Source organism: Mycobacterium sp. (assembly GCF_035314665.1).
GTDB lineage: Bacteria > Actinomycetota > Actinomycetes > Mycobacteriales > Mycobacteriaceae > Mycobacterium.
The window spans coordinates 1-26,691 of record NZ_DATFZD010000339.1 but is presented as its reverse complement, the minus strand read 5'-3'; the positions used below and the strand labels follow the sequence as shown (position 1 = coordinate 26,691).

Annotated in this window: 24 protein-coding genes and 3 pseudogenes; 13 read left to right on the top strand and 14 right to left on the bottom strand. The window is 64.4% G+C overall.

Annotated features, from left to right (window positions below; all coding sequences use genetic code 11):
- Window positions 1-55: 55 nt before the first annotated feature.
- Window positions 56-1,401: pseudogene (locus tag VKI00_RS23245) on the bottom strand (adenylate/guanylate cyclase domain-containing protein).
- A gap of 139 nt (window positions 1,402-1,540) precedes the next feature.
- Complete coding sequence (locus VKI00_RS23240; RefSeq protein WP_324441655.1) at window positions 1,541-1,849, bottom strand: hypothetical protein; 309 nt, start codon at window positions 1,847-1,849, stop codon at window positions 1,541-1,543.
- Between the two features lie 317 nt (window positions 1,850-2,166).
- Here VKI00_RS23240 and VKI00_RS23235 point away from each other — a divergent pair, with 317 nt between their 5' ends.
- Window positions 2,167-2,574, top strand: a complete 408-nt coding sequence (locus VKI00_RS23235; protein WP_324441653.1) for a helix-turn-helix domain-containing protein — start codon at window positions 2,167-2,169, stop codon at window positions 2,572-2,574.
- A gap of 719 nt (window positions 2,575-3,293) precedes the next feature.
- Entirely contained in the window at window positions 3,294-3,626 is a 333-nt protein-coding gene (locus VKI00_RS23230; RefSeq protein WP_324441651.1) for a LysM peptidoglycan-binding domain-containing protein, read from the top strand.
- Between the two features lie 982 nt (window positions 3,627-4,608).
- On the opposite strand, the gene VKI00_RS23225 is transcribed toward VKI00_RS23230, so the two are convergent.
- Both VKI00_RS23225 and VKI00_RS23220 read right to left on the bottom strand, forming a co-directional pair.
- Entirely contained in the window at window positions 4,609-4,926 is a 318-nt protein-coding gene (locus tag VKI00_RS23225) for a hypothetical protein (RefSeq protein WP_324441649.1), read from the bottom strand.
- A 178-nt stretch (window positions 4,927-5,104) separates the two neighbouring features.
- Window positions 5,105-5,821: an IclR family transcriptional regulator gene (locus tag VKI00_RS23220; RefSeq protein ID WP_324441647.1), complete on the bottom strand. Its 717-nt coding sequence runs from the start codon at window positions 5,819-5,821 to the stop codon at window positions 5,105-5,107.
- A gap of 413 nt (window positions 5,822-6,234) precedes the next feature.
- Between VKI00_RS23220 and VKI00_RS23215 the strand changes: the two are divergent.
- Window positions 6,235-6,404, top strand: a pseudogene (locus VKI00_RS23215) (DUF433 domain-containing protein); the annotation flags it as partial.
- Between the two features lie 179 nt (window positions 6,405-6,583).
- On the opposite strand, the gene VKI00_RS23210 reads toward VKI00_RS23215, so the two are convergent.
- On the bottom strand, window positions 6,584-6,949 hold the full coding sequence (locus VKI00_RS23210; RefSeq protein ID WP_324441645.1) for an MmpS family transport accessory protein: 366 nt from the start codon (window positions 6,947-6,949) through the stop codon (window positions 6,584-6,586).
- A gap of 115 nt (window positions 6,950-7,064) precedes the next feature.
- Window positions 7,065-7,685 carry a TetR/AcrR family transcriptional regulator gene (locus VKI00_RS23205; protein WP_324441643.1) on the bottom strand — a complete coding sequence of 207 codons (621 nt, stop codon included), beginning with the start codon at window positions 7,683-7,685 and terminating at the stop codon, window positions 7,065-7,067.
- A gap of 192 nt (window positions 7,686-7,877) precedes the next feature.
- On the opposite strand from VKI00_RS23205, the gene VKI00_RS23200 reads away from it, so the two are divergent.
- The gene (locus VKI00_RS23200) at window positions 7,878-8,705 is read left to right on the top strand and encodes a 1-acyl-sn-glycerol-3-phosphate acyltransferase (protein ID WP_324441641.1); all 828 of its coding nucleotides are present in this window, start codon (window positions 7,878-7,880) and stop codon (window positions 8,703-8,705) included.
- Window positions 8,706-8,709: 4 nt separating this feature from the next.
- Here VKI00_RS23200 and VKI00_RS23195 read toward each other — a convergent pair whose 3' ends face one another.
- The 3 genes from VKI00_RS23195 to VKI00_RS23185 all read right to left on the bottom strand — a co-directional run bounded on the left by VKI00_RS23195 (window position 8,710) and on the right by VKI00_RS23185 (window position 12,456).
- Window positions 8,710-10,143, bottom strand: a complete 1,434-nt coding sequence (locus VKI00_RS23195; protein WP_324441639.1) for a wax ester/triacylglycerol synthase family O-acyltransferase — start codon at window positions 10,141-10,143, stop codon at window positions 8,710-8,712.
- Between the two features lie 88 nt (window positions 10,144-10,231).
- Window positions 10,232-11,326 (bottom strand): phosphotransferase family protein, encoded by a 1,095-nt coding sequence (locus VKI00_RS23190; RefSeq protein ID WP_324441637.1) that lies wholly within the window; start codon window positions 11,324-11,326, stop codon window positions 10,232-10,234.
- A 2-nt stretch (window positions 11,327-11,328) separates the two neighbouring features.
- On the bottom strand, window positions 11,329-12,456 hold the full coding sequence (locus VKI00_RS23185) for a DUF7064 domain-containing protein (protein ID WP_324441635.1): 1,128 nt from the start codon (window positions 12,454-12,456) through the stop codon (window positions 11,329-11,331).
- 65 nt (window positions 12,457-12,521) lie between these two features.
- Here VKI00_RS23185 and VKI00_RS23180 point away from each other — a divergent pair, with 65 nt between their 5' ends.
- The 3 genes from VKI00_RS23180 to VKI00_RS23170 all read left to right on the top strand — a co-directional run bounded on the left by VKI00_RS23180 (window position 12,522) and on the right by VKI00_RS23170 (window position 16,248).
- Window positions 12,522-13,640, top strand: coding sequence for a phosphotransferase (locus VKI00_RS23180; RefSeq protein ID WP_324441633.1), 1,119 nt, complete (start codon window positions 12,522-12,524; stop codon window positions 13,638-13,640).
- Window positions 13,641-13,672: 32 nt separating this feature from the next.
- Complete coding sequence (locus VKI00_RS23175) at window positions 13,673-14,419, top strand: MBL fold metallo-hydrolase (RefSeq protein WP_324441631.1); 747 nt, start codon at window positions 13,673-13,675, stop codon at window positions 14,417-14,419.
- Between the two features lie 320 nt (window positions 14,420-14,739).
- Entirely contained in the window at window positions 14,740-16,248 is a 1,509-nt protein-coding gene (locus VKI00_RS23170; RefSeq protein WP_324441656.1) for an LCP family protein, read from the top strand.
- Here VKI00_RS23170 and VKI00_RS23165 read toward each other — a convergent pair.
- Genes VKI00_RS23165 through VKI00_RS23150 form a run of 4 tightly spaced genes read right to left on the bottom strand, consistent with a single transcriptional unit; the run spans window position 16,241 to window position 20,365 of the window.
- On the bottom strand, window positions 16,241-17,128 hold the full coding sequence (locus tag VKI00_RS23165) for an alpha/beta fold hydrolase (RefSeq protein ID WP_324441629.1): 888 nt from the start codon (window positions 17,126-17,128) through the stop codon (window positions 16,241-16,243). The genes VKI00_RS23170 and VKI00_RS23165 overlap by 8 nt on opposite strands.
- Complete coding sequence (locus VKI00_RS23160; protein WP_324441627.1) at window positions 17,125-17,916, bottom strand: SDR family NAD(P)-dependent oxidoreductase; 792 nt, start codon at window positions 17,914-17,916, stop codon at window positions 17,125-17,127. Before VKI00_RS23160 ends, VKI00_RS23165 begins: the two co-directional genes overlap by 4 nt.
- An 18-nt stretch (window positions 17,917-17,934) precedes the next feature.
- Entirely contained in the window at window positions 17,935-18,711 is a 777-nt protein-coding gene (locus tag VKI00_RS23155; protein WP_324441625.1) for a glucose 1-dehydrogenase, read from the bottom strand.
- Between the two features lie 46 nt (window positions 18,712-18,757).
- Window positions 18,758-20,365, bottom strand: a complete 1,608-nt coding sequence (locus VKI00_RS23150) for an NAD(P)/FAD-dependent oxidoreductase (protein WP_324441623.1) — start codon at window positions 20,363-20,365, stop codon at window positions 18,758-18,760.
- A 130-nt stretch (window positions 20,366-20,495) separates the two neighbouring features.
- Between VKI00_RS23150 and VKI00_RS23145 the strand changes: the two genes are divergently transcribed.
- From VKI00_RS23145 to VKI00_RS23120, 6 genes are all read left to right on the top strand, one after another.
- Entirely contained in the window at window positions 20,496-20,774 is a 279-nt protein-coding gene (locus tag VKI00_RS23145) for a 2Fe-2S iron-sulfur cluster binding domain-containing protein (protein ID WP_324441621.1), read from the top strand.
- Window positions 20,775-20,866: 92 nt separating this feature from the next.
- Window positions 20,867-22,051: an acyl-CoA dehydrogenase family protein gene (locus tag VKI00_RS23140; RefSeq protein ID WP_324441619.1), complete on the top strand. Its 1,185-nt coding sequence runs from the start codon at window positions 20,867-20,869 to the stop codon at window positions 22,049-22,051.
- A 9-nt stretch (window positions 22,052-22,060) separates the two neighbouring features.
- Entirely contained in the window at window positions 22,061-22,969 is a 909-nt protein-coding gene (gene bphC, locus VKI00_RS23135; protein WP_324441617.1) for a biphenyl-2,3-diol 1,2-dioxygenase, read from the top strand.
- Window positions 22,966-24,432: an FAD-dependent oxidoreductase gene (locus tag VKI00_RS23130; RefSeq protein WP_324441615.1), complete on the top strand. Its 1,467-nt coding sequence runs from the start codon at window positions 22,966-22,968 to the stop codon at window positions 24,430-24,432. The genes bphC and VKI00_RS23130 overlap by 4 nt, the downstream gene beginning before the upstream one ends.
- Window positions 24,433-24,584: 152 nt before the next feature.
- The gene (locus VKI00_RS23125) at window positions 24,585-25,436 is read left to right on the top strand and encodes an IclR family transcriptional regulator (RefSeq protein ID WP_324441613.1); all 852 of its coding nucleotides are present in this window, start codon (window positions 24,585-24,587) and stop codon (window positions 25,434-25,436) included.
- Entirely contained in the window at window positions 25,433-26,350 is a 918-nt protein-coding gene (locus VKI00_RS23120) for an alpha/beta hydrolase (protein WP_324441611.1), read from the top strand. The genes VKI00_RS23125 and VKI00_RS23120 overlap by 4 nt, the downstream gene beginning before the upstream one ends.
- A 59-nt stretch (window positions 26,351-26,409) precedes the next feature.
- Here the strand turns inward: VKI00_RS23120 and VKI00_RS23115 are convergent.
- Window positions 26,410-26,691, bottom strand: a pseudogene (locus VKI00_RS23115) (glycerol acyltransferase); the annotation flags it as partial.

Here is a 26,691-nt window from a genome sequence, read left to right as displayed (position 1 = left end):
GGTGTTGGTGAAGCGGCGTGTAGGAACCTGAATCGTCACCCACCGAGGCCCCACCTCAGCTCAACGACACGAACCCCCACCCCGGATATCCGCCAACCACCGCTGCACGCTCATTTCCGAAGAGCCCCTTCAGTTGGTGCGTGCCGCGTTCCTCGAATTCGAGTCCGGACCCGATCACCAGGTCGCGCAGCGTGCTGGACACCAGCACGTCGTTCGCCCCGGCCAGGGCGCTCACGCGCGCCCCGATGTGCACGGCGATCCCGCCGATGTCATCGCCGCGGACCTCGCACTCGCCTGTGTGCAACCCGGCGCGCACCTGGATACCGAGCGCCTGCACCGCATCACGTATCGCCATGGCGCAGCGGATCGCTCGCTGCGGTCCGTCAAACATAGCGAGGAAGCCGTCTCCCGAAGTGTTCACCTCACGACCCCGAAAGCGAACGAGCTGCGACCGCACCACGGCATCGTGTGCATCAAGCAACGCGCGCCAGTCACGGTCGCCCATCTCAGCGGCTCGGCGCGTCGAGTCCACGATGTCGGTGAATAGCACAGTGGCAAGCACGCGATCGTCGGCGACGTCGGCGTGTTGTCCGGTGAGGAACTCGGCGATCTCCTGGAACGAATCGCGCCATGGTTCTACGAAGTGCATCATGTTGCGCCCTGGCAGCTCAACGTATTTCGCGCCCGGTATCCGATCAGCGACGTCCTTGCCCCACTCCGGCGGGATTACGGCGTCGTCGGTGTGATGCAGGACGAGGGTCGGGACGCGGACTGTGGGAAGCAACGCCCGCACGTCCATTTCGGCCATGAGCGCCATCATGCGGGCAACGGTTCGTGGGCTCGCTGAGAGGCGTTCCATCCGGGCTGACGCTGCCCGGATTTCCTCGTTCCAGGGCATGTCCGGGTTCATGACATGTTGGGACTCTCCGGTGCCCCACACGCCCACCATTGCAGCGAGGACGTCCTCCTGAGCGAGCCCGCCAGTCCGCTGAGCCCTCGGATCCGCATAGCCCTCCAGCACCACCAGCGCGGCTGTGCGCGACGGATATGTTGCCGCGAACAGCGCCGCTGTCGGGAGCGCGCCGGGGCCCGCGAGAAGGACCACTTCGCTTATCTCCAGGTCGTCGAGCACCGCGGTCATGCTGTCGGCCCATTGCTCCACGGTTGCCGGCGCGCCCGACGTAGTGGGATCGGAGGCTCCCATGCCTGGCTGGTCGAAGAAGATCAGTCGACCGAGCGATGTCAGCGCGTCGACGCAGCCTTGAATGAACGGTTGCTCTGGAAGGATGTCGCAGTTGGTGAACCAGGTCGGGATAAGCACGATGTCGCGAGGACCCTTGGCGACGCCCGATACGCGACGCGCAAGTCCCCGTTCATCGCATAGCGCGTCTCCGAGAACATTGCGGAAGTGTAAGCCGAGGATCGGGTCGAGTTTCGGTGTCATGCAGCGACTCGTGGGCGGGAGCCACGGCGGCGATACGCCGATAAATAGCGGGGCGGGCAGCCCATCGGACCACCCGCCCCGGTTTCGGGGGGAGGCTCAGAAGTCGAGCGTCTGCGCGGCGTACGACTGCCAGGTCGCGAGCTTCCCGGCCTCCCGCAGCAGCGCCTGCGCCTTGGGGTCGCCGTAGAACGCCTCCTGGACCTGGCCGTACTTGCTCCAGTTCTCGGAGCTGGCGAGGAACACCAGCTGGTTCGTCGCCTCGCCGCCGATGACAGTGACCAGCAGCGTGACGTTCTCGCCGCCCTTCTTCACGACCATGTCCTTGATGCGCTTGAGTACCTTCTGCAGATCGTCCCACACCTCGGCTGAGCGCGGCTGGATCGTTACCGCAGTCAGAATCGCCATTGGATCATTCCTTTCCATTGGGTTCGGGATTGGCCGAGTGCCCATCCATACGTGAGTGTGAATTCGCGCGTTCGCCCGGGCATAGAGCCTTTCAGCCTTCGTTGGGCGGAGTCAGAAGTTCCGGGCGCTCAAAGTCGACGGCGGCGATGAGCATCGAGAGAGGGCGTCACCGAGTACCACCCCGACTGTGCCGCAACGCTTTTCGCAGCAAACGCGGGGGATTTCCCTGGTCAGGGATGGTGGGACGGTCGTGGATGGTGGTGGGACACGCTGGGACAGCTCCCCGGATGGTGTTGCTGAGGGTCGATACTGGGCGCATGACCAGCGAGGATGACGTGCGGCGGCTGCGCGGTGAGGGTCTGTCGATCCGGGCGATTGCGGACGAGCTGGGGCTGTCCAAGTCGGCGGTGCACCGGATGCTCGCCGCTGCGGAGGACGACGACGGCGGGGACGACGACGGCGGGCTGCTGTTCGACCCTGAGCCGGTGCTGGCCGAGCCGTTCACGTACTGCGGTGTTGAGGTCGAGATTGTTCAGCATCGGGGCGAGGACCCGTGCCTGCAGGAGAGTGAGCGTTGGCTGGACGGCACCGGGCGGTCGTGCTCGGTGCTGGACATCTGGCGCTACTACACGCACCGGGCGGGTGATCACGGCGACTACGAGACTGAGGAGCGGGTCTGTGCCGACATGGCTCGCCAGCGCGCCGCGTGGGTGAGCGCCCCGTAGACGGACGAACGGACCGCCGCTGGCGTGGTGGGATGGGCCGTCGTCCTGGCGTTTGGCCGGGCGGATTTGCCGCGAGGCACGGCGGCTCGGGCACCGCGTGGGCACACCGTGGGCACAATCTGGGCACATTTCCGTAGGTCTCTGTCGAACTACGTTATGGTGTTTTCGCAGCTAGACGGCGGTTTGACCCCCTGACCAGCACCGCCGATAACAGTTCAATCCTGACAGGAGGCTCTCATCGAAATCGCGTGCTCGACGAAGCGCAGCACGTCGTCTGCCCGCTGATGCTCCTGGTCGCCTGCACTAGCGTGCGGCCGCAAATTGTGCCTATCCCGGTCCGCCGAGCGGACCGAAGCCTTGTTCGCTAGCACGGCTCGGCGAATATTGCGTGGAATCGTGTGCCGGAAGGACGTTGCCATGGGTAGTCGAGGCATCGGGCAATTCGTTAAAGACTTTGGTGGTGGTGTATGGGCCAATAGCAATGCGTCGTGCCCGTTCGCCCAGAATCTCCACGAACAGTGGATGTCCCAGGCCGGAGGGTCTTCGGCGCCGATCACAGCCCTGAGCCGAGGTGCGGTCCGCTCAGTGGACCGGCCTATTGATGCGGTCGCGATCCGCTGCTACGAATAAAAAGTTGGCGGGAATTGCCCCTGTCAATCATGAGGTATTCAACTACAGCGGCGCGTCGTGGGGCGGTCGTGAGACACGAGGAGAAGTAAATGAGTTCATACACGGTCCAGCCGGGTGACACACTCTGGGGAATCGCACAGAAGGAATGCGGCGACGGAAGTGTTTGGCCAAAGATCTACCACGAAAATAGATGGGTTATTGGTGACAACCCAAACTTGATTCATCCCGGGCAAGTCCTTCATATCGACTGTGGTAAGCCGGGCATATGGTACAAGGTGGAACCGGGGGACAATCTCACGCTGATCGCAGAGAAGGTATGCGGAAATAAAGATTGGGAGAAGATCTACAACGAGAACAAAGCCGTCATTGGTAGTAATCCTAACCTGATTAAGCCTGGTCAGGTACTTCACATCGTTTGCTGAACCGTTTCCTTGAGCCCGGTAAGAAGTTAGCTGGTCTGGTTGACTCTTACCGGGCCAGGATGCGGTCCCTGCCATCAATTTGTTGGGACCTTCTGGCAAATGCAACGGATTGTCGCAATACAATGCGGACCGTGGCCACAGCCGCAGATGGCGCGCCGTACCAGGTGGTACCCGCTTTCTGGGCGCGCGGAGCTGCAGGGTCCGAAAACGGGGTCGTGAGAGGCGCAGCAGACAAACGAAACCGTTCATCCCGGTGGGGATGGGATGATGCGGAAGGATGATTCGGCCGGATCTAGCGTGCAAGGGCAACGTCTTCGTTTCGGTCCAGGAGTCATAGCGCGACGGGGGCCACCCGCTTTATGATCGGCTACTCGCCCGTCCATTCGTGCTGGGGTTTACTGCGCAGCCGGAACGCGTTGCCTTACAACGTAGCTGGAGATGAATGAGATTATGACCGTGAGGGCTGAAGCAACCTCAGGGGGCACGGTCAAGTGGAGCAGACCGAGGATCCACACCACCAGGACGGTGAGTGCGCCGGCGATGCCCCCTGCGGCGACCTTCGTGGTGGGTGCAATCGACGGCTGAGTGATTGGTTGTCGGTTTCCTGCCATTACACTGTTGCCTCTTCTGCCTGGATAGATATGTCTGGTTGATCCGCGCTGTCCTATTGCCTATCCGCTGCTTCTTTCTCTGAAGCGATCTTCTTGTCCGTACCTGTGACACAGTGAGCGCCTGTGCCGGTCATTTCTGATGTGTAGGTCATTTGCCGCTTGCGAGTGTTGATGACGTTGGAAACGAGGTGACTGCTGCCGTGGCATTCCGTGGCTTATCGACGGAATGGCCAGCGAAATGAAATGCCAGTCCTATTGCACGCCAACAGTGTTTAAACGGACAAGGGTGCGGTCCGCTGAGTGGACCACCAGTGAACGGCGCCCCGCCGGCGTCGCACGCGATCTGTGGGCGCAACCCGCCATGCCGTCTCTCACCTGCCGGTAGAGGCGACGATGACGGTGTTGCTCCACAGCCAGCCGCACTCGCCGTCAGGATCAGGACGGTGGTCGGTTGCGGCGATGGACAACGTGCCCGTGACGCTTCTGGGTAGCTCGGAATGGAGGTAACCGTCGCCGTCCGTCACATAGGCGAGGTAGTCGTCGATGTCCTCTCCGGCGTGCGTGATCCGGATGGCGACATTGTGGTCGGGCAGAAAGCCGGAGCCGGTGACGAGGTGCCCCTGGGCGCTGATATTAGGAATGGCAGACGAGTGCCGCGCGGCCGAGTTATGTGATACGGAGGTGGGCATGGGCCGCTCCTATCGAGCTATCGGGCCCGCGCGGTGGTCGATGTTGCGGGTGGTCGTCGAGCGGCGGCCCGAATGCGAGAATACTCTATCTGATACCAAAGGTACGCTATGGCCCGGCATAGCCACCCTCGAGTATTGTCAGGCCGAATTGTTTGTGCCCCTCAGGCAGACCAACGCGTCAGTTCGGCTTTAGTTTCTGAAGGGCGGTGCCGATGCGGCACGCGGTGTGCGACACCAGGGTGGGTAGGCCGACGGGGAGGTCGTTTGCGTGGACCGTGACGGTGACTGCGCCGGCGCAGTCCCCATTCGGCCACCACACGGGCGCTGATACGCAACAGACGCCGGCAACCACGTCCTGATGGTCGACCACTGTCGCGTGCGGATCGCGGATGGACTCGCGAAGGTTGCGCCATTCACGTGGGGTCCAGCCGTCGGGAAGCGTGACGTGGCCGGCGGGCTGGGCCCCGTAGAGGACGCGTCCGGTGGCGGTGCGGGCAATCGATTCGGGGTCGCCGAGGTCAGGCATGTAGGCGTGGCCGTGGGGCGCTGCAGCACAGATATATCGGAGCCGCTGTTCATGCAGGATCCGCAGCGACGCGATGGCGCGCGATTGCACGGCAAGGGCGTGAACCGGCACCTGGGCTGAGACCCGTAGCAGCGGATCCGGCTGCCAGCGCTGCCCAATGCGCAACATCCGCGGCCCGACATAGTAGCGGTGCTCGAAACACTGCACCGCGCCGAGCCTGACGAGGTGTTCTGCGAGCCGGTGGGTGGATGATTTAGCTAGCCCGCTTACCCGGGCCAGCGAGGTCAGTCCGAGACCCTGGTCGGCGTGGGCGAGAGCGTCCAGTACAGCGAATGCACCGTCGAGCACTCCCCGGCCCGCCGTGGCCACTGCCGGCTCTGGCCGGAGCTCTGCCGTGATGGCGGAATACAGCCCTGGAGCGGCAGGAGCAGATGACGAAGGGGCAGATATCAAGACATTCATGTGGGCCTCGTTGGTGCAACGCCGTGCGGGACGACTTCCAGGTGCTAATTGCGCCTTGATTTTCGCGCCTGCCGGTCGAGCGGCCTAGCGTAATCGACTACTCGAACCACCTTGAGTAGTCCCCAAGAGCATGAGGATCCTAGTGACTACAGTCGGGTAGTGGCAACTGCGAGAACGAGTTTGACCATGGCATCACTCCCGGTCACTGCCAAATCCCAGGTTGCACACTACACCGGTCCCGATCCAGCAGCTCAGATTCAGCGAAAGAGTTATCTAAAGTGTAAGGCTGCTGTCAGCTGTGAAATTCTGCCGAGAACGCGCGTCGCGCCGGGGTGCAGGTGCAGGTGCAGCGGACCAGACCTTCGATCGATTGGTTACTGGACAACGTCGGACCACACGCCCTGGCGTCACGTGCCTCTATGCCGACGGCGCAGAAGTGCTTTGGGATTTCGCGCAACGTTCCACGCACGACGGGCTGTTCGTCCGCGGGGCCGAGCGGGTCGCGGCGGACTACCCCGACATCACGCACGAGACCTATTTCACTCGACCGCCCTTTTGGCCCACTCGGTGTCACCCCACAACCATTTGCGCACGCCATTGCGGTTTTCGACGTAGTCAACAGCAAAACGCGACTACCAAGGGCCATTAGCGAAGGCCCGAGCGAGTCGCTCACGGCTCGAGTGCAGTCGCTACCGCCTCGCAGTCGGCCAAGGAGTGTCGGCCGTTGCCGGACTTCTGGTCGCGGACCTCGCCGTTGACGATGATCTCGCAAGATACCCGCTCCCCGCTCGTCTTCGCGCCGACGGCAAACAGCCCGTAGGTCGCCGCGCCGGTAAAACTGGTGGTCCAGGGGGCCGGCTGGTTCGTCAGCTGGTGGATGTTGTCCATATCGTCGTGATACGACACCAACGGCAGTGGGCCGTCCGCGTCGACGTTGTAGGTCACGGTATCGCCGGGCTCAGCTCCGGCGGCCGGCGCGGTTGTTAGCGAGGCTGCCACCAGGAGCGCAGCGGCCGCGGTAAACCGCGTCATCATGGGGGTGATCCTAGGTTGTCATCGTGTTCGCCGATTGACGAAAAACGCAGTCACTCCCGACAGACGGGCTCAACGGAAACCCGTTTGGTCCGAGCAGTACGCCGCAATGGCATCTCTACGACGAGGCGTCCGGCTCAGCGTGATTGTCACCCATGACTTCGGTGAAGCTCGCGGTGAGTTCGACCACCATCCGCTGTTCCAGTTGATCATCCAGGCCCGGGTCGTAGTGGTCCGCCATGGTAGAGCGGGACACATAGGCGCCGGAAGCGACCGCCGACCACATCGTCACCGCCTGGCGCACGCGCCGCTTATCCGCCGCTACGCCCAACCGATCGGCGAGCGCCTGGGTCAGTACTCGCTTCCGGGTTCGCGATGCTTGTTTTCGCAGGCCGGGCTGCGTGCTGACGATCTCGGACATCGCGAGCATCCGGTCCCGGGTGATCACGCCGCGGCCGTCGGTGATCGCGGTCATCACCTCGGTGGTGGCGATGAGCAGCGCCTGCTCTGGACTGGCTGCTGCCTCAACATGCGGAAGCGTTGCGGCGGTGGCCTGCACCAAGTCGTCGATAATGGACATGATCACCGCATCCTTGGTCGCGAAGTAGCGCCCGAACTCCGCCGGCGTCACACCAGCGGAGGCAGCGATCTGATCAATAGACGTGGCTTCATACCCGAACCTGACACCGAGATTCAGGGCGGCATCGATCAGCCGATCGCGGCAGTCCTGCTCCGCCACCTAGGGACCGTAGCAAATTTCTAGCCCACATAAGTGTCGCTTCCGGCATGTCGGACGACCGACATTATGCAGTGCATCACATAACGTGACATTTTCAACCGAATCTGTAAAGCTGATGGCTGCTGTCCAGGGGCGGTCCGGACGATTTCGCCGGAACTGCCGCAGCCCCCAACCACATCACAAGAGGTAGTTATGCCATCAGCTCGACTGGTCAAAGACCCTGCGGAGCAACGAATCCCGGATGTTGCCAAGTGGGACCCGATGTTGACCGAGCGCGTCGTGGGTCTGCTCCGCCCGATCGCCAAACACTACTTCCGATCGGAAGTCCGCAACCTCGCGCGTATTCCAGCCGGCGGCGCCCTGTTCGTGTCCAATCACTCCGGCGGACCGACGACGACCGATCTGCCGACCTTCGCCGTGCACTTCTACGACAGATTCGGCTACGACCGGCCGTTGTATACGCTCAGCCACGACGTGCTGTCGGTCGGGCCGACCAAGCAGTTCTTCCAACGCATCGGATTTATCTCGGCTAGCCGGGACAACGCGGCCCGCGCCTTGGCGTCGGACGCCGCGGTGATGGTGTTCCCCGGCGGAGACTACGACGCCATGCGGCCGACGCTGAAGCAGGACGTCATCGACTTCAATGGCCGCACCGGCTACGTCCGCACGGCCATCGACGCGGGCGTTCCGATCGTGCCGATCGTGTCGATCGGCGGTCAGGAGACGCAGTTCTTCCTGACCCGCGGCACCGGCCTGGCCAAGCGCGTCGGGATCATCAAACGACTGACGCGCAGTGAGATGGTGCCGATCGCCGCGGGATTCCCGTTCGGGCTGTCACTGGGCGGAGCGAACCTGCCGTTGCCGAGCAAGATCGTCACTCAGGTGCTGACACCGATCGACGTCACGGCCCGGTTCGGCGAGGACCCTGATGTCGCCGCGGTCGATGCCTATGTCCGCAAGGTGATGCAGAGGGCGCTCGACCGGCTTGCGCGCCAGCGCCGCTTGCCGGTCATCGGATAGCGAGTCAGCTCGCCGCCGCGGCCAGCGGAAGGGCTGCGCCCAGCGGCTGAAGTTGATCGGAAAGCCCTGCAGCTCTTCGTATTTCGGTGAAGGCATCGATCATTGCGTCGGTAGCCTGGTGCGGATCGACAAGCGTGACATCGTCGGTCAACACCGAGATGGCCAGCTGGTCGACGTAGCTCCACACCGTGATGTTCAGGCCGCTTCCCGCCACAACCGGCCCGACGGAATAGATTTCGCTGACCGTCGCGCCCTCGATGTGACCGCGCTCCCGCGGCCCCGGGACGTTGGAGATCGTCAAATTCATCACGCTGGCCGACTCGACGCGCCGGGCTTGCGTCCGAAAGAAACGGGGCGCGAGCGCGGGCGGAAGGTAGGACAGCCAGGCCGGTAGCAAGGTGGGCCCGAGCAAGTGGTGGTTCTCTTTGGCGATCTTGGTCGCCATCGACGTCAGCTCCACCCGCTGCAGCGGGTCGTCGATATGAACCGGAAGCGACGGAGTCATGTAGGTGAACTCGTTGCCGTCCAAGCGGTCCGGCGACGTGTTGTAGCTCACCGGGACACCGGCAATCAGCGGTGAGTCGGCGTGCCCGTCGTAGCGCAACAGCAGCTGACGCAACGCGCCGGAGGCCATCGCCAACACGACGTCGTTGAGTGTCACACCGAGGTGCTTGGCGGTCTCCTTGACATCGGACAGCGCCAGTGGCGCGGTGGCGAACCGCCGCCCCGGCGTCACGCGGTGGTTGATGAAACAACGCGGCGGGGCGAAGTTGCGGGCAAGGTCGGGATGCGCGCCGCGTTCCTTGGACCGGCGCCGCACCCGCGAAACCCCGGCAGCCGTTTCCTTGACCAGCCGAGGCAGTTTGCGGATCAGTCCCACGTGGTCGCGAGTGGCCGCCCGAAGCAGGTCCGCCCGGGTGAGCGGCCGAGTAACAGGGCTGGGCACCGCGACGGATGCGGGTTGGTGCGGCTCCAAAGCCATGGCCATCTGATTGGCCGATGCGACGCCGTCAGCCAGCGCATGGTGAACCTTGTGGATGATCGCGATCCGGTTCTCGGCCAGTCCCTCGGCGATGTACATCTCCCACAGCGGGCGGCTGCGGTCCAGCGGCGTGCTCGCGATCTCGCCGATCAACTGGTCGAGCTCACGACGGCCGCCCGGGGCGGGTACCCAGGCCCGGCGTAGGTGGTAGTCCACATCGATGTCGGCGTTCTGCACCCACATCGGGTGATGTAGCTTCAGCGGGATGTCCACCAGCTGAAAGCGAAGCGGTGCCAGCGCCATGAGCCGTGGATACGCGACTTCGCGGAACAGATCGAAACTGAATCCGCCTTCCACAGCTGAGACATCGAGCACGCCGATCTTGATGGTGTGCATGTGGATCTCGGGTGTTTCGCTGTACAGCATCAAGGCGTCCACGCCGTTGAGCCGCTTCACATCTCACCCCGTTGATGAACGCCGACTAGGGCCATGCCCCATTTGACCTCTTGCCGACGTTCGTGGGGTGGCTTCGGCCAAACTTCTGCTAGCCGGTTCGCGACGCGTGCGACAGTACTTCGTCGATGCGTTCCTGGCGGATGCCGATCGGTCCGGATTCGAGGATTTCGTTGATACTCAGATCGGCCAGCCCGACCTGGGTCAGAAGATGCGTGCCGCCCGCGGCTAAGACCAGCTTCGGATCGTCAGCGTCGCCTTGGTCGACGAGCATCGCCCCGATCAAACAGATCACCGCCATCTTGAAGGCGTTCAGCGCTCGATACCAGCTGCGGTTCTCGACCTTGATGCCGCTGGCGGCCTGGTAGCGCTCGATGAATTCATCGATCGTTAGCGCGGCGTCGTGGCTGGTGATGCCCACGGGCTGCATCCACAACAGCTCCATCCAGCCGATGTCGGTCAGCGGGTCGCCGACCGTCGTCATCTCCCAATCGAAGACCGCGCTCACCTCGTCGTCCACGAACGCGAAGTTGCCCGGCTTGGCGTCGCCGTGGACGAGGGTGATTTTCGCGGACGGCGCCGGCCTGGTCTCCCGCAGTCCCTGCCGCAGGCGCTCCAGTGCGGGCAGCCTTCCGTGCTGTACCCGATGCATTTCGCTTGCCCAGTGGTCGATCTCACGATCGAGGTGAGTTCTTCCATCGTCCAGCGCGGCCAGGCCGGTCGTCGAAAGATCCACCGAATGGATCGCGGCAAGCTGCTCGGCCATGCTTTCGCACATCCGTCGGATGTGTTGGGGCGTCGCATCGGTCGGCGCTTCCATCTCGTAGACGCTGCCCGCGACCCGGTTCATGATCAGGAACGGTCGGCCGAGCACCTCGCCGGAGTCTTCGAGCCACAACGCCCGCGGGGCCCGGACATTGGTGTTGGCGAGGCCACGCAGGATGTCGAATTGCCGCTCGAGGTCGTAGGGCTCCAACAGAGCGGGCGGTCGAGGGCGCAGACGCAACACCACGTCTTGGCGTTCCTCGGCGTCGCCGTGGCGGGCCACGGCCGTCAACACCATCATCTCTGCCGAGTGTCCGAAGGTGACCCGGTCGAGTCCCTCGATCCGGACCTCGTCAGCGTCCGGCAATTTCGTTTGCAGCCACTGCGTGAGCCGCGGGCCGATCTCATCGGTTGCTGTCATCGCTACGCCTCGCTGTCCGCGGCCAGCCGGTCCACCGGCGTTTTGTCCTGCCTGAACGACGCCATGTCCATCGGCTTCCAGTTGGGATACCGCGGGTAGGCGTTGCCGCCCATCAGGATTTCGAAGATGCCCCAGCCGATCCGGCCGTCGAAGTCAAAGCGCATCAGCTGATCGATCGCCATGGACTTGTCCTCGGTTTCGATCAGCTCGTCGCGGTTAGTGGCATCCCATCGGTAATGGATGAAATATGCTCCGCCGTCCAGTTTTTCGTAGTTACACTTCGCCATCGGCATGCCGTAGTAGGCGTTCACGTGTTGGTTCGGCGACTCGGCGCCAACCCGGTAGCGGTTCCCGTCCTCGTCGGTGAAGACGAGCACGGCGCGGGCGGGCCGTTTGCGGTCGCCGTCGAATTCGATTTCGTGCTCGATGTTGACGAACCGCTTGGACAGCGTGCCGTCGTTGTGGGTGATACCGCCGTCGACGTAAGTGACGTCGCCGTCGGAGGTTTCGAAGATCCAGGCTTCGATCGCGCGGTCCTCGAAGCCGGCGTCGAGCCAGAGCCAGAAGTCGATTTCGTCGGCGACCCGAACCCCGAACGTCCGGTCGCGGCCGCCGTGAAACCCGTCGACCGAGATGCGCTCGCCGTCAATGTCAACCCAGCCCGTCCATCGTCCGGGCTCTTTCATGTGGTACATGTCGGCAATCACCTTGCCGTCCTTGCCATGCACCTTGAGCGGCAACAACTCCCACATCGGCGCGGTGGGCTCGTAGTACAGCTCCCACGCGATTCCGGAGTTGTTCGGCTCGACCTCCAGCTTCCATTTCTTAAGCGGCTCAACACAAGTCCATCGCATCGGGCCAGCGCCTACCTCGGCACGCTGGCCGCCATCCACGGGCCGGCCGGCGAGCAGGTCGTAATGGCGGCCGTCGGCCAATGTGACTTTGACGTAGCCCATTCCGGACTTGGTGTTCGGGTTGTTGCCGTAGCCCGAGGCCAGCAGCAGCCCGCCGTCGGGGGAGGCCGCGAAGAAGTAGCAACGGTCCGACCAGGTGGGGTCGGGGTGGTGGACTTCGTCGAATGGTCGCGGCAATTGGTGGGTGAAGGATTCGTCGGCGGCTGAGTAACCCATGATGCACTTACTTTACAGAATGACGACTTTTTGTAAAGATGCATCGTGAGCGGAAGGGGTGACCGATGGCCGATCCAACGAGTCGGGTAGTACCGGTTCTCGGCTTGACGGCGCACCTTGGCCGCGGAATCCAGCGTGTGGCAACCGATGCCGTCATCGGTCGGCTGCGGTCGCTGCCACGCACGATCAGCGGGCTCGACGGCCCGTCGCTATCCAAAATGATGGGCCGCCGCGTGACCTCCGCGTCAGTGATCGGCGGTGACGCCGGTACGTCGTCGCGGGCTCGGCTGGCACTGACCGGGGACGACGTCCCGGCCTCGGTGTTCGTCAAGATGCCCGCCGAGACCGTCGCCACTCGGCTGATGGGCGAACTGGGCCGGCTGGCGCAGACCGAGGTGCTGTTCTATCGCGATTTGTCACCCCAGCTCACCGGCCGGCCCGCGGCCTACGGCTCGGCGTTCGACTCGCTGACCGGTCGCTACGTGCTCGTACTCGAAGACTTGGCGGTCGATCGTTGCGAGTTTCCCGATACCTTGCATCCGCTCGACAAGGACCAGGCGAGCATGATCGTCGAGCTGCTGGCCCGGCTGCACGCGACGTTTTGGGAACGTCCGCCCGGTTGGGTTTACTCGGCGTCGGGCGATCACACATCGCTGCTGACCGGTTCGCTGCTGAACACCTCGGCTCGCCGACTGGCCGAGCGAACCTCCATTCCCGTCCAGGACGGTCGCTACATCATCGACAACTATCGGGCGGTCGCGAAAGTGATTGACCGAGAACCGAATACAGTGATGCACGGCGACGCGCACCCGGGCAACGTCTACTTCCGCAACGGCCAAGCGGGATTGCTCGACTGGCAGGCGCTTCGCCGCGGGCACCCCGGCCGCGAACTGAGCTACACCCTGATCACCAGCATGACCACCGCCGACCGCCAGGCCTGCGAACGCGACCTGCTCGACGTCTATCGCCAAGCATTGGCGGCCGGAGGCGGCCCCGAGCTGGACGCCGACGAACTGTGGCTGCGCTATCGGCAAGGGTCGCTGTACGCCTACGTCGCGCCGCTGATCACCGCCGGGATGGGCGGCATGCAAGACGAAAGTATCGCCATGGAAGGCGTCAAACGCGGCGTCGCGGCACTGACCGATCTCGAGACGGTGGCCGCGCTCAAGCAGTCATTGTCGTAGGCGGCCGCCCCGCCGTCATAGGTTCTCTAGCCATGAGGTTGACGGTTCTCGGTAGCGGCGGATGGATTCCCACCAGCACCCGGCAGACCAGCTGCTACCTGATCACCTCGGGCACCGAAGCTCTGGTGCTGGATGCCGGAACCGGTCTGGGCACGCTGCACATCAACCCTGCTCTGCTGGATGGCATCGCGACCGTGACGGTGGCGCTCAGCCACTTCCACCTCGATCACGTGACCGGGCTCGGCTTCATCAGTGCGCGCGGCCTGGGCGGCCGAGAACTGACGATCGCGGGCCCGGGCGCGCAGTCCTACGGCCGGCCCACCCGATCGATCGTGGCGGATCAGCTGCTCGCCTCGCCGTTTCAGACCGCCTCGCCAGTGGCGCCGGCACGCTGGGCGGAGCTGGGTTGGGACACCTTAAGCTTCGCCGGTCACGAGATCGAGACCTGGGAGCAGACCCGACACACTTTGCCCTCCGCGGGCTTCCGGGTCGGGAACCGGCTGGCCTATTGCACCGACACCGAATTCGACCCGGAGACCATCCGCCACGCGGCCGGCGTGACCACGCTGCTGCACGAGGCGTGGCAGCCGACCCACGCCGAGCGCGGCCACACCTCCGGTGACGAGGTCGGCACCATCGCCATCGAGGCCGGTGTGTCACGCCTCCTGCTCACCCACAGCCACCCCCTTCCCGGCGTGCCGGAACGCACGGCGGCCGCCGCCCATGCACGGTTCGCCGCCGCGGTGTCAGCCACCGACGGGGCGGTTCTGGAGCTGTAGCCAGCAAATTGTGACCACGATTTGGTCACAACTAGGCGCTTCTCTCAGTCGAAGATGGCGATCTGCAGCGAGGTGTTGTCGCTGGTAGCCGTTGTTTTGACGGCATCGTCAACCCGGAGCCGTTAGTTGGGTCACTACGCGCTGCACAGGAAGGTGCCCCATACTAGACACCGAGCTCTATACGTAGACCGCGCACATTGCAACCCGGGGGTCCCGCGCGGCGCCCATAGACAGTCGAGGTTGTAGTGCTAGACCTGCAGCGATCCAGCCCCAAGCATCGCCATCGTGCGACGCCGGCCGCGGTCCAAGGCCGCGGGTTTATCGGTGCCTTCTTCGCGTTGGTTGCCGTGGTCGCATTGGTCGCGACCGGGTCGGGATGGTGGATGGCCCACGGCATGCTGGGCGGGATCACCGTTTCGCAGGCGCTGCGTTCCGAAGATCCGAAATCCACCGGTGACGGGATGAACATCCTGCTCATCGGGCTGGACTCGCGAAAGGACCAGGACGGCAACGATCTGCCGTGGGCCGTGCTGAAACACCTGCACGCCGGCGACTCCGACGACGGCGGCTACAACACCAACACCTTGATCCTTGCGCACGTCAGCGCCGATGACCGGGTGACCGCGTTCTCGATCCCCCGTGACGACTGGGTGCCGTTCAACGGCGTGCCCGGTTACAACCACATCAAGATCAAAGAGGCCTACGGGCTCACCAAGCAGTACGTCGAGCAGAAGCTGATCGACAAAGGCGTCGGCGACCAGAAGGAGCTGGAGACGCGGGGCCGCGAAGCCGGCCGCACCGCGACGTTGAAGGCGGTGCGGAGCCTGACCGGGGTGCCCATCGACTACTTCGCTGAGGTCAATTTGGCCGGTTTCTACGACCTGGCCAAGAGCCTGGGTGGCGTGGACGTGTGCTTGAAACACGCCGTGTACGACGAATACTCCGGCGCCGACTTCCCGGCCGGGCGCCAGACCCTGGATGCCGGGCAGGCGCTGGCGTTCGTGCGGCAGCGCCACGGCCTGGAAAATGGTGACCTGGACCGTACCCATCGTCAGCAGGCGTTTCTCTCGTCGGTCATGCGCCAGCTGCAGGATTCGGGCACCTTCACCAATCTGGGCAAGCTCAAGGGCCTGATCAATGTGGCGCGCAAGGACGTCGTCTTGTCGTCGGGCTGGGACGAGGACCAGTTCCGCCGGATGGGCGCTCTCGCGGGCGGCTCCATCGAATACCGGACCCTGCCGGTGGTGCGCTACGACAACATCAACGGTCAAGACGTCAACATCATCGATCCCGCCGCGATCAAGGCCGAAGTGGCAAAAGCCTTCGGAACCTCCTCGGCCGCGACGTCGACGGCCACCTCCGATGTGCCGAGCCCGTCGACCGTCGTCGACGTGGTCAACGCCAGTAACACCAGCGGCCTCGCCAGCCAGCTGGCGCGTGCGCTGAAGAAAGACGGCTACACCACCGGGGCGGTACGGGACCGCGTTCGCGGTGAACCCACCACCACCACGATCGAGTACGCGCCGGGCGCCGAAAGCGACGCACGCAACGTCGCGACGCTGCTTGGCATCGATGCGCCTGACAAACCGAATCGCACCCTGCAGTTCAGCCATGTCGAGGTCATCGTCGACGACAACTTCTCCATGCCGTCGCAGGGCAATTCCAGCTCGGACGATTCCAGCTCGGACGATTCCACCTCGTCCAGTTCGGCCTCAAGCCTTTCCGGCAGCTACGGCTACCACCAATCAACCACGAGCACCGACACCACCGAGCCGACGCCCGATCAGGGCGCACCGATCGGCGGCGGCGGCGTGCCCTGCGTCAACTGAGCTCGGCGGAATCTTTCCGCAGCAAGAACGCCAGCACGGCGCTCTCGAAGGCATCTTTCGCCTCGATCATGGTCCAGTGACCGCAGTTGGGGAACACATGCAATTCGGCGTTGGGGATGGTGCGCATCGGGAGCAGCGCCATGTCCAGTGGGCTGACGCGATCGTCGCGGCCCCAGGTGATTAATGTCGGCGCCTTGACCCGGTGCATCATCGCCCACGGCTGTGGCCCCTTGGACGACTCCATGGCCTTCATCATCTGCGCGAAGGCTTCGCTGCTGTACATCCGCCGCGCCCCGGCCAGTGTCTGCGGATCGGTGGCATGAGTCCACCGCTCCTCGATCAGCTCGTCGGTCACGATTGCCGGGTCGTAGACCATCGAATGCAGCCAGCGGACCAACCGCTCCCGGGTGGGCTCGTCGGTGAACTCCTGCAGCAGCCGAATGCCTTCCGGCGGCCCCGGACTGAGCACGTTGCGACCGATGCCGCCGATGGTCACCAACCGGCGCACTCGCTCGGGATGAGCGATCGCGAAGTTGATCGCGACACCGCCACCCATCGAATTGCCGACAATGTCGACGGTGTCCAGCCCAAGTGCATCGACGAAGCGCACCAACGCATCCAGTGCGGTAATCATCGGGTGGCCGCCGAAATCGTCACTGACGCCGAAGCCGGGAAACTCCAGGATCAGGCAGCGAAAGAATTCGGCGAACGCGCCCAGCACGCCGCGGAAATTGCGCCAACCCGTCACGCCCGGACCGGAACCGTGCAACAGCAGCAACGGCGGCCCGGTGTCGATCAGGCCTGCCTCGTGATAGCGCAGAACGCCTGCGTCAGTGGTGATTTCACGAAGGGTGTCCTCGTAGGTTGGGGGCGCCGTCATGCGTGCGTTCCGCCGTCGATGCGGATCTCGGTACCGGTGATGAACGCGCCGTCGTCGGAGACCAACATCGCGATGACGCCGGCGACTACAGCCGGATTGGCCATGCCCGCGCCACTGGATTCCTCAGTGGTGGGCATGATCGGCATCAGCCGGGTCAACAGCGTCCAGTCCGCGTCCGCAGGGATGTATCCGCCTGTGGCATCGGTGATTCCGGACTTGATGCTGCCCGGCGCCACGCAGGTCGCACGCAGTCCTTTACTCGCGTACTCGAGCGCCAGCGCATGGGTGAAGGACTGGACGCCACCCTTGCTGGCCGCGTAAGCCGCCATGTAGGGATGGGCGAACGACGCGGACGTCGAGCTGAAGTTGACGATTGCGCTGCGGGGATTTTGCAGCAGCGTCGGGAGCGCCTCACGGACCACCAGGAAGGTCCCGGTCAGGTTGACCCCGATGATCTGGTTCCACAGGTCCAAGCCCATCTGCTCGGTGTGCGCGGCGCGCAGGATGCCGGCGGCGTTGACCAGGGAATCCAGGCCACCCAATGTGTCCACGGCCGAGCGGACACCATCGACCACCGACCGCTCGTCGCCGACGTTCATCTCCACCGTGGCCAGCCGATCGCCGGCGCCGATCTCCCCGGCCCGGGCTCGGGTCTTGTCCAGCCCGTCGGCGGCGACGTCGGCGGCGACCACCGCGGCACCCTCGTCCAGCAGGCGCAGCGCGGTGGCCTGCCCGATGCCCGAGGCGGCGCCGGTCACCAGGATTCGGTTGTGTGCTAATCGCTTCATCTGCGCTCCTGTCTGGTCCTATTGACCCATAACGTATTTCAGCGTGGGTCCAGCGGTCCACCCGCCGTCGACCGCAATCTCCGCGCCGGTGACGTAGGCGGCGTCGTCGGATAGCAGATAGCCCACCGCGCCGGCGATCTCCTCGGGCACCGCGACGCGTCCCATCGGTGTGTTGGGATAGTTGCCTTCGCCGACCTGGATCCCGACATTGACCGTCATCGGGGTGTAGGTCATGCCGGGGTGCACCGAGTTGACCCGGATGCGATCGGGGCCCAGCTCGACGGCGGCGATCTTGGACAGTCCCCGCACACCCCACTTCGAGGCGCCGTAGCCCGCAGTGAATGCCAGGCCGAACAAACCTGCCGCAGAAGAGATATTGACGATCGACCCGCCGCCGGCCGAGCGCATCGGCTTGATCACCGCCTGCAGGCCGTTGAAAACTCCGACCAGGTTGACCTCCAAGACCATCCGAAAGTGCGCCACCGGCTCGTGCTCGAGGTACTGACCGGTCGACACTCCGGCGTTGTTTACCAGGCCGTTGAGCGCGCCGAACTCGGCGAGGGCGAACTGCACCGCGTCCGACCACTGTTCGGGATCGGTGACGTCGAGATGGATGTATCGCGCCTGGGCGCCAAGCTCATCGGCCAGCCGTTTGCCGTCGTCGTCGAGCAGATCAGCGAGCACCACGCTGCCGCCGCGCGCGACGATGTGGTGCGCGAACGCCGCGCCGAGGCCGCCCGCGCCTCCGGTGATGATGGCAACCTTTCCGGTCAGCTGCCCTGGACTATGTTCCATAGCAACAGCTTTCTGTAGTTATCTACACATCCGAAGGAACCTGGCATCAAGACGCTTTCACCAAGGCGAATCCCTTGTAGCCGGCGTCCGCCACCTCGGCGCAGACGTCGTTGTACGTCGCGAACCCACCGATGAACAGCATGAAGCCCCGTGGTTTTCCCGGCACGTTGGCGCCCATGTACCAGGAGTTTGCCCTGGTGAACAGTGTCGCCTCGGCGCGCCGGGCACATTCTGCGCCCCAACCGTCCACGGCGCTGCGGGTGGCTTCCATCGCCGCGTAACCGTCGCTGTCGAGGTAGGCGACGGCGTCTGCGATCCAATTCACTTGCGCCTCCGCGTGCAGCACCATGTTCGCCAACACCGCCGGCGCTCCCGGGCCTGAGATCAGAAACAGATTTGGGAACCCGTCGACGCCCAAGCCCAGGTAGGTGCGCGGTCCGTGCACCCAGTCGTCACGTAGGGTCGCGCCGTTACGGCCGACGATGTCGATCTTGCCCAGCGCCCCGGTCAGCGCATCGAAACCCGTTGCCAACACAATCATGTCGAGGCCATAGTGGGCATCGGCGGTATTGATCCCATCGGCGTCAACGGATTCGATCGGGGTGGCGCGCACACTGACCAGCGACACGTGGGGCTGATTGAAAGTCTGAAAGTAGTTGCTGTCTGTGCAGATTCGCTTTGTGCCGATCGGGTGATCGTTGGGAATAAGCAGGTCCGCCACCACAGGGTCGTCGATCACGGCGCGGACCTTCTCCTCGTAGAACTTGCGTGCCTCTTCGTTGGCGGCCGGGTCGACCATCTGGTCTGGGAAGGTTTTGGAGAACAGCACACCACCGAGCTGCCATCGCGTTTCGAACGCCGCGCGGCGCTCCTCCGGGGTGAACTCCATCGTCGGCTTGGGGGCAGTGATGTGCGGTGACCCGCCGCCGCTGCGCCACGACACACGACGCCGCTCCGCGTAAGTAGCCTTGATTTCGTCGAGTTCCGCACCGGACAGCGGCTTATTGCCGGCGGGGACGCTGTAGTTGGGCGTGCGCTGGAAGACATAGAGGTGCGCGGCCTGCTCGGCGATGATCGGAATCGATTGAATGCCGGAGGATCCGGTACCGATGACCGCCACCCGCTTGCCGGTGAAGTCGACAGGATCGTCAGGCCACGCAGCGGTGTGGTAGATCTCGCCGGCGAAGCTATCCAGGCCGCTGAAACCTGGCGTCATCGCGTCCGATAACGGGCCGGTCGCCATCAGACAGAACCGCGCCGAGAGCTTCTGTCCGCCGTCGGTGGTCACTGTCCAGCGCAACGTCGTCTCATCGAGCACCGCCGAGACGACGCGAGTGTTTAACGCGATGTCGCGGCGCAGGTCGAGTTTGTCCGCGACCCAGTTCAGGTAGCTCAGGATCTCGGCCTGCGTGGCGTACTTCTCGGTCCAGTTCCACTCCTGCTGCAGTTTGTCGGAAAACGAATAGCAGTAGTCCACGCTCTCGACGTCACAACGCGCGCCCGGATAGCGGTTGTAGTACCAGGTGCCGCCCAGCTCGGGTGCGGCCTCGAGCACCCGCACCGACAGGCCTTGGATGCGCAGCTTATGCAGGGCATACAGACCGGCGAACCCGGCGCCCACCACTATGACGTCCAGAGGTGTATCTAGGTCCACAAGCATTCACTGTAGGTAGATCCGTCGCATCGCGCGGTTCCCTTCCCGGTCACCGGGCGGTGCGAGCCAGTTTTCCCGGCCATTGGGCGGGCCTGTGCGCAGTCCTGTGTCGATCGCAGACCATCGGCTTATGCCAGAAGTCATACATGTGAACGTCGACCTGGACGGTCAACGGCATCGTCTGAGCTGGCCGCGCGGCCAGACCCTGGTCGACACATTGCTCGATGCGGGCATTGACGTGCCCCACTCATGCCGGGAAGGCCGCTGTGGGTCGTGCGTGGCGACCGTGGTTGAGGGTGAAGTCGGCATGGCGGCGTGCGACATCTTCGGACCCGAGGATCTACGGGACGGCCTGATTCTCGCGTGTCAGGCCAGGCCGGTGAGCGGCGATGTGCGCATCGAGTTTTGATCCGTTTGCGTCCGCTCACCGGGATCACCTTCGGGACGGACGCGGACTGCGGTAGACCATTACTAAGCCCACACCACGTAAGGACGAACGATATGAGCGAGCGGGTTCTTGACCGGGTCATGGCCACGGCCGACCAGTTGCGGGAGCAGGCCGCGGAAGCCGAGAGAATTGGTCGGCTCACCGACGAGACCGTCAAAGTCATGAAGGCGGCCGGGCTGATCCGGCTGCTGCAGCCGAAGAGCTACCAAGGGTTTGAGGTCCACCCACGCGAGTTCGGTGAGACCGTGATGGCCACCGCGGCACTGGATCCGGCCGCCGGCTGGATCGTCGGTGTGGTGGGCGTGCACCCCTACCAGCTGGCCTATGCCGACCCGAAGGTGGCCGCCGAGGTTTGGGCCGACGATGTCGACACCTGGATGGCTTCCCCGTATGCGCCGCAGGGGGTGGCTAAACCCGTCGACGGTGGTTACATCTTCAACGGCCGCTGGCAGTTCAGCTCGGGCACCGACCACTGCGACTGGATCATCCTGGGCGCGATGCTCGGCGACAACGAGGGGGTGCCGCTGATGCCGCCCCAGGTGCTGCACATGATCCTGCCGCGCAAGGACTACGAGATCGTCGAGGACTCGTGGAACGTGGTGGGTCTGCGCGGCACCGGCTCGAAGGACGTGATCGTCAAGGACGCGTTCGTCCCGACCTACCGGACCATGGACGCGACTAAGGTCATGGACGGCACCGCCCAGCGAGAGGCTGGCATGACCGAGCCGCTATATCTGATGCCGTGGTCGACCATGTTCCCGCTGGGCATCTCGGCGGCGACCATCGGCATCGCCGAGGGTGCCCTGGCCGCGCACTTGGACTATCAGCGCGAGCGCGTCGGCGCCACCGGAACCGCGATCAAGGACGACCCCTACGTCATGCACGCGATCGGCGAGGCGGCGGCCGACATCAACGCCGCCCGTCAGGAATTGCTGGCTAACGCGGACCGGATCTACGACATGGTTGCCGCCGGCAAAGAGGTATCGTTCGCGGACCGCGCGGCCGGTCGTCGCACCCAGGTTCGCGCAGTGTGGCGCGCAGTGTCGGCGGTCGACGAGATCTTCGCCCGCTCGGGCGGCAACGCGGCGCGGATGGACAAGCCGCTGCAACGATATTGGCGTGATGTGCACGTCGGCCACTTGCATGCCATCCATGTCCCCGGCACCACGTATCACGCGTCGGCCCTCAGCTCGCTGGGCATCGAACCGCCCGAGGGTCCGCTGCGGGCACTGATCTAGGAGGCCAACGTGACTGATCTGAAAAGCCTTGGTTATATCACGATTTCGACCAATGAGATCGACCGGTGGCGGCAGTTTGCCTTCGGCGTGCTGGGCTTCGCGGAAGGCAAGGGGCCCGACCCGTCAGCGTTGTACCTGCGGATGGACGAGCGCGCCGCCCGGCTCATCGTGGTGCCCGGCGAGACAGACCGGGTGCTCACCGTCGGCTGGGAAGTGCGCGATCACCCGGCGCTGCAACGAGTCAAAGCAGCACTCGACGGTGCTGGGCTGCCATTCAAGCAACTGTCCACCGATGAGGCGGAGGCTCGCAGGGTGGAGGAGGTGATCACCTTCGAAGATCCGGCTGGCACCACACTCGAGGTATTCCACAGTGCGGTGCTTGACCACAGCCCGGTCATCACCCCGTTCGGCGCGCAATTCGTCACCGCCGATCAGGGAATGGGCCATGTCGTCGTGCCGGCCACCGATCCGGGCGGGCTGTTCGACTTCTACACCGACGTCTTGGGGTTCCGCTCCCGCGGCGCGTTCCGCGTACCGCTACCGAAAGAGTTTGGCCCGGTACGGGTTCGCTTCCTCGGGATCAACGAACGACACCACAGCCTGGCGATCGTCCCAGCCGCACACCAGCGTGACCCACGCCTCGTCCACATCATGGTCGAAGTCGACACCCTCGATGCCGTCGGTCAGGCACTGGACCGCGTCAACGCCGAGGGCTTCCAGCTGTCGTCCACCCTCGGACGTCACACCAACGACAAAATGGTGTCGTTCTACGTCCGCGCGCCCGGCGACTGGGACATCGAATTCGGCACGGACGGCATGCGCGTCGACGAAACGTATTACACCGCAGAGGAAATCACGGCCGACAGCTACTGGGGCCACCAGTGGGTCGGAGAGATGCCTGCGGCCATGCGGCTATGACACCCGACACCGACGTCACACCCGTTGCGGCGTCGTCGATCACGTCGTGGGATGACGAGGCCGACGTCGTCATCGCCGGCTACGGGATCGCTGGCGCCGCAACGGCAGTCGAGGCGGCCCGCTCCGGTGCCGACGTCGTGGTTCTGGAGCGCACCGGCTCCTGGGGCGGCGCCGCGGCGATGGCAGGTGGATTCATCTACCTCGGTGGTGGCACGCCGCTCCAAAAGGCCTGCGGCTTTGACGATTCCGTCGACAACATGGCGGCGTTCCTCAACGTCGCGATGGGACCCGGTGCCGACGGGAGCCGAATCTCCGATTACTGCGCCGGTAGCGTCGCCCACTTCGACTGGCTCGTCGGCTGCGGCGTCCCGTTCAAGGCGGAGTTCTTCTCCGAGCCGGGCTGGGAACCGATGGGCGACCAAGGGCTGATGTACAGCGGCGGCGAAAACTCTTACCCGTTCAACACGATCGCAACCCCGGCCCCGCGCGGGCACGTCCCGCAGATGTCGAACAAGAAGCAGGGCGAAGCCAGCGCCGGCTACATGCTGATGAAGCCGCTCGTCGAGACCGCGACGGCGGCCGGTGCGCGGGCAATTTACGACGTGCGAGTTCAGTGTCTGATCGTCGAATCCGACGGCAGGGTGGTCGGCATCCGCGCCCGCCGGTACGGCAGTGAGATGACGATCCGGGCGCGCAGCGGAGTCGTGCTAGCGACGGGCAGCTTCGCCTACAACGATGCGATGGTGGCCCGTTACGCTCCGCGGATCGCCGGACGCCCGGCGGCCTCGATCGAGCAGCACGACGGGCAAGCCATCCGGATGGCACAGGCACTGGGCGCCGACCTCGCCCATATGGACGCCACCGAAGTCGCAATCTTCATCGACCCGCAACAGTTGGTGCGCGGCATTCTGGTCAACGGGCGCGGTCAACGCTATGTCCCCGAGGACACCTACCCGGGCAGGATCGGGCAGCTCACGCTCTACCAACAGGACAACATCGCGTACCTGATCATCGACAGCGATGGCCAAGAGGAGGCAATGGCCTCGTGGTCACCGAAGTTCATGCTGCGACCGGCAACCTGGGTGGCCGACAGCGTTGCCGACCTGGAACGCGACATGGGCCTGACACCCGGTTCGCTGCAGGCGACAGTGGCCGCATACAACGAGGGCGCGACCCGCGGCGAAGATCCGCTGCTGCACAAGAAGCCCGAGTGGGTGAAACCGATCGGTTCCCCGGTGGGCGCCATCGACCTCCGAGAAAGCACCGGCGGGTTCACGTTGGGCGGGCTGGCCACCACGTTGGATGCCGAGGTCCTGCACGTCAGCGGTGAGCCCATCCCGGGGCTCTTCGCCGCAGGCCGTTCGACCGCCGGACTGGCCGCCTGGGGTTACGCCAGCGGCGTCTCGCTCGGCGACGGCAGCTTCTACGGTCGCCGCGCCGGCCGATCTGCGACCAAGGGCTGACCTGCACAGATCCATGTGTCGCAGTCGTACGCCGACTTGTCGGCGTATGACAATTTTCGCCTGCCTAGTGACAGCGGCCACACTGCTGTGATACAAAGTTGATATTACTAATAGTAATATGCCACTCAGATATGCTGAGACTTGGAGGACCGATGTCAGGGACCGTAGACGGGGTTGCAACCGTCGAACCAGCCACCCCCAGCGCCGTCATCGACCGCATTGCACTCGTTCTCGATGCATTCGACGGACCGGGGCGGCTGACGCTGGCCCAGATCGTCCGCCGCACCGGCCTGCCCCGCTCATCGGCGCATCGGATGCTCGAACGCCTGGTGCAGCTGCGCTGGCTGCGCCGCAGTGGTCGCGACTACGAGCTCGGCATGCGCCTGGTGGAGCTGGGCTCGCTGGCGGTGCACCAGGACCGCCTGGTACGGGCGGCCACCCCGCTGCTGGGCGAACTGCATCGCGCCACCGGGCTCGTCGTACACCTCGCGGTTCTGGACGGTTCCGACGTCGTCTACCTCGAGAAGGTCGGCGACCGGATGATCGGCGCGATCCCCAGCCGAGTCGGCGGTCGTCAGCCGGCGCACTGTACCGCCGTCGGCAAGGCGATCCTGGCCTACTGCGACGACCACGCCGAGGCGGATCTGCAGGTCCGTAAGACGAAGTACTCGATCTCCACCAGCGCCCAACTGGCGGTTGAATTGGCGAAGGTACGGGCCCACGGTGTTGCGTTCGAGCGCGAGGAGTCGCTGCTCGGGTTCGGTTGCGTTGCAGCCCCGATCGGGAGTCCCGGCGAGGCAGTCGCTGCGGTGTCGGTGTGTGGTCAGATGAACCGCATGATGTTCGATCAAAGGCTGGCCGCCCCGGTGCGGATGACCGCGATGGGTATCTGGCGCAACGTCGAGGACGGCCCGCAGCGGGTTGCGCCGACCTTGCAGCCACTGCGGCCATTGCTGCCCCGGCGTCCGGCTCCGCCATCGCGGCCCGCCTTGCAGTACGCGTGAGCCTCGATCCCCAGATCGCCCCCCTGATCGAGGCGCTGGATGCCGGCTTTCCGCCTGTCCACACGATCACCGGCGCTCAGGCCAGGGAAACCATCCGTTCCCGATTCGTCGCGCCGACCCGGCCGCAACCCGTTGGGGAGGTCCGCGATGAGACGATCCCGGGCCCCGACGGCGATATCCCGGTACGGATCTACCGGCCCGACGGCGATGACCTGCCGATTCTGGTGTACGCGCACGGCGGCGGTTTTGTGTTCTGTGATCTCGACAGCCACGACGAGCTGTGCCGCGACATCACCAATCTTATTTCCGCCGTTGTTATTTCGGTGGGCTACCGGTTGGCTCCGGAGCATCAGTGGCCTGACGCGGCCGAGGATGTTTACACGGCCGTCCGATGGGCGGCAGACAACGCCGACGTTGTTGGCGGTAATGCAGAATCCGTTGCGGTGGGCGGCGACAGCGCGGGAGGGAACCTGGCCGCCGTCACCGCGTTGATGGCGCGTGACCGCGGCGGTCCCTCGCTTGCGGGTCAGATGCTGCTCTACCCGGTGATCGCGGCCGACTTCGACAACGAGTCGTATCGCTTGTTCGGCAAGGGTTTCTACAACCCGAAGCCGGCGCTGCAGTGGTATTGGGACCAGTACGTGCCCGCGCTTGCCGACCGGGAACATCCGTACGCCTCCCCGCTTCGGGCGAACCTGACAGGATTGCCGCCCGCGGTCGTCGTCCTGGCCGGCCACGACCCACTCCGTGACGAGGGCATTGCCTACGCCGACGCGCTAGAGGCTGCGGGTGTCATCACGGTGCGATGCCCCTTCGAGGGAGGCATCCACGGGTTCATGACGATGCCGATGCTCGACATCGCGCACGAAGCCCGGCGGCACGCGTGCGGCGAGCTGGCTCAACTGCTTCGCTAGGAGGTGGCTTCGGCGCGGACGCCCTATCGGCGGACACATCGGTCACAGCGGCCATGACCTCAACCAAGGACGGGGAAGCGTCGTTGTGCCGCAAGATCATTCAATGCTTCCTGCATCAGCGAGCGCACGTGGGCATCGACTGCTTCCACGTCGGGTTCCGCACCGAATGTCGCCTCGATGTCGATGGGTTCGAGAACCTGGGTGACCACCTTGGTGGGCAGCGGCAGGTTGAGCGGAATCAGCGTCAGTCCGAACGGCAGGCCCAATGAGATGGGCAGAATGTCGGTGCGCATCCGCTCTTTGATTCCAAGCTTCTTCGCCAACCACATGCCGCGATTCAG

Coding starts and splice junctions, on each gene's coding strand:
- VKI00_RS23240 (WP_324441655.1), bottom strand. CDS start 1,849: ATGGCGATTCTGACTGCGGTAACGATCCAGCCGCGCTCAGCCGAGGTG.
- VKI00_RS23235 (WP_324441653.1), top strand. CDS start 2,167: ATGACCAGCGAGGATGACGTGCGGCGGCTGCGCGGTGAGGGTCTGTCG.
- VKI00_RS23230 (WP_324441651.1), top strand. CDS start 3,294: ATGAGTTCATACACGGTCCAGCCGGGTGACACACTCTGGGGAATCGCA.
- VKI00_RS23225 (WP_324441649.1), bottom strand. CDS start 4,926: ATGCCCACCTCCGTATCACATAACTCGGCCGCGCGGCACTCGTCTGCC.
- VKI00_RS23210 (WP_324441645.1), bottom strand. CDS start 6,949: ATGATGACGCGGTTTACCGCGGCCGCTGCGCTCCTGGTGGCAGCCTCG.
- VKI00_RS23200 (WP_324441641.1), top strand. CDS start 7,878: ATGCCATCAGCTCGACTGGTCAAAGACCCTGCGGAGCAACGAATCCCG.
- VKI00_RS23190 (WP_324441637.1), bottom strand. CDS start 11,326: ATGACAGCAACCGATGAGATCGGCCCGCGGCTCACGCAGTGGCTGCAA.
- VKI00_RS23185 (WP_324441635.1), bottom strand. CDS start 12,456: ATGGGTTACTCAGCCGCCGACGAATCCTTCACCCACCAATTGCCGCGA.
- VKI00_RS23180 (WP_324441633.1), top strand. CDS start 12,522: ATGGCCGATCCAACGAGTCGGGTAGTACCGGTTCTCGGCTTGACGGCG.
- VKI00_RS23175 (WP_324441631.1), top strand. CDS start 13,673: ATGAGGTTGACGGTTCTCGGTAGCGGCGGATGGATTCCCACCAGCACC.
- VKI00_RS23165 (WP_324441629.1), bottom strand. CDS start 17,128: ATGACGGCGCCCCCAACCTACGAGGACACCCTTCGTGAAATCACCACT.
- VKI00_RS23160 (WP_324441627.1), bottom strand. CDS start 17,916: ATGAAGCGATTAGCACACAACCGAATCCTGGTGACCGGCGCCGCCTCG.
- VKI00_RS23155 (WP_324441625.1), bottom strand. CDS start 18,711: ATGGAACATAGTCCAGGGCAGCTGACCGGAAAGGTTGCCATCATCACC.
- VKI00_RS23145 (WP_324441621.1), top strand. CDS start 20,496: ATGCCAGAAGTCATACATGTGAACGTCGACCTGGACGGTCAACGGCAT.
- VKI00_RS23140 (WP_324441619.1), top strand. CDS start 20,867: ATGAGCGAGCGGGTTCTTGACCGGGTCATGGCCACGGCCGACCAGTTG.
- VKI00_RS23130 (WP_324441615.1), top strand. CDS start 22,966: ATGACACCCGACACCGACGTCACACCCGTTGCGGCGTCGTCGATCACG.
- VKI00_RS23125 (WP_324441613.1), top strand. CDS start 24,585: ATGTCAGGGACCGTAGACGGGGTTGCAACCGTCGAACCAGCCACCCCC.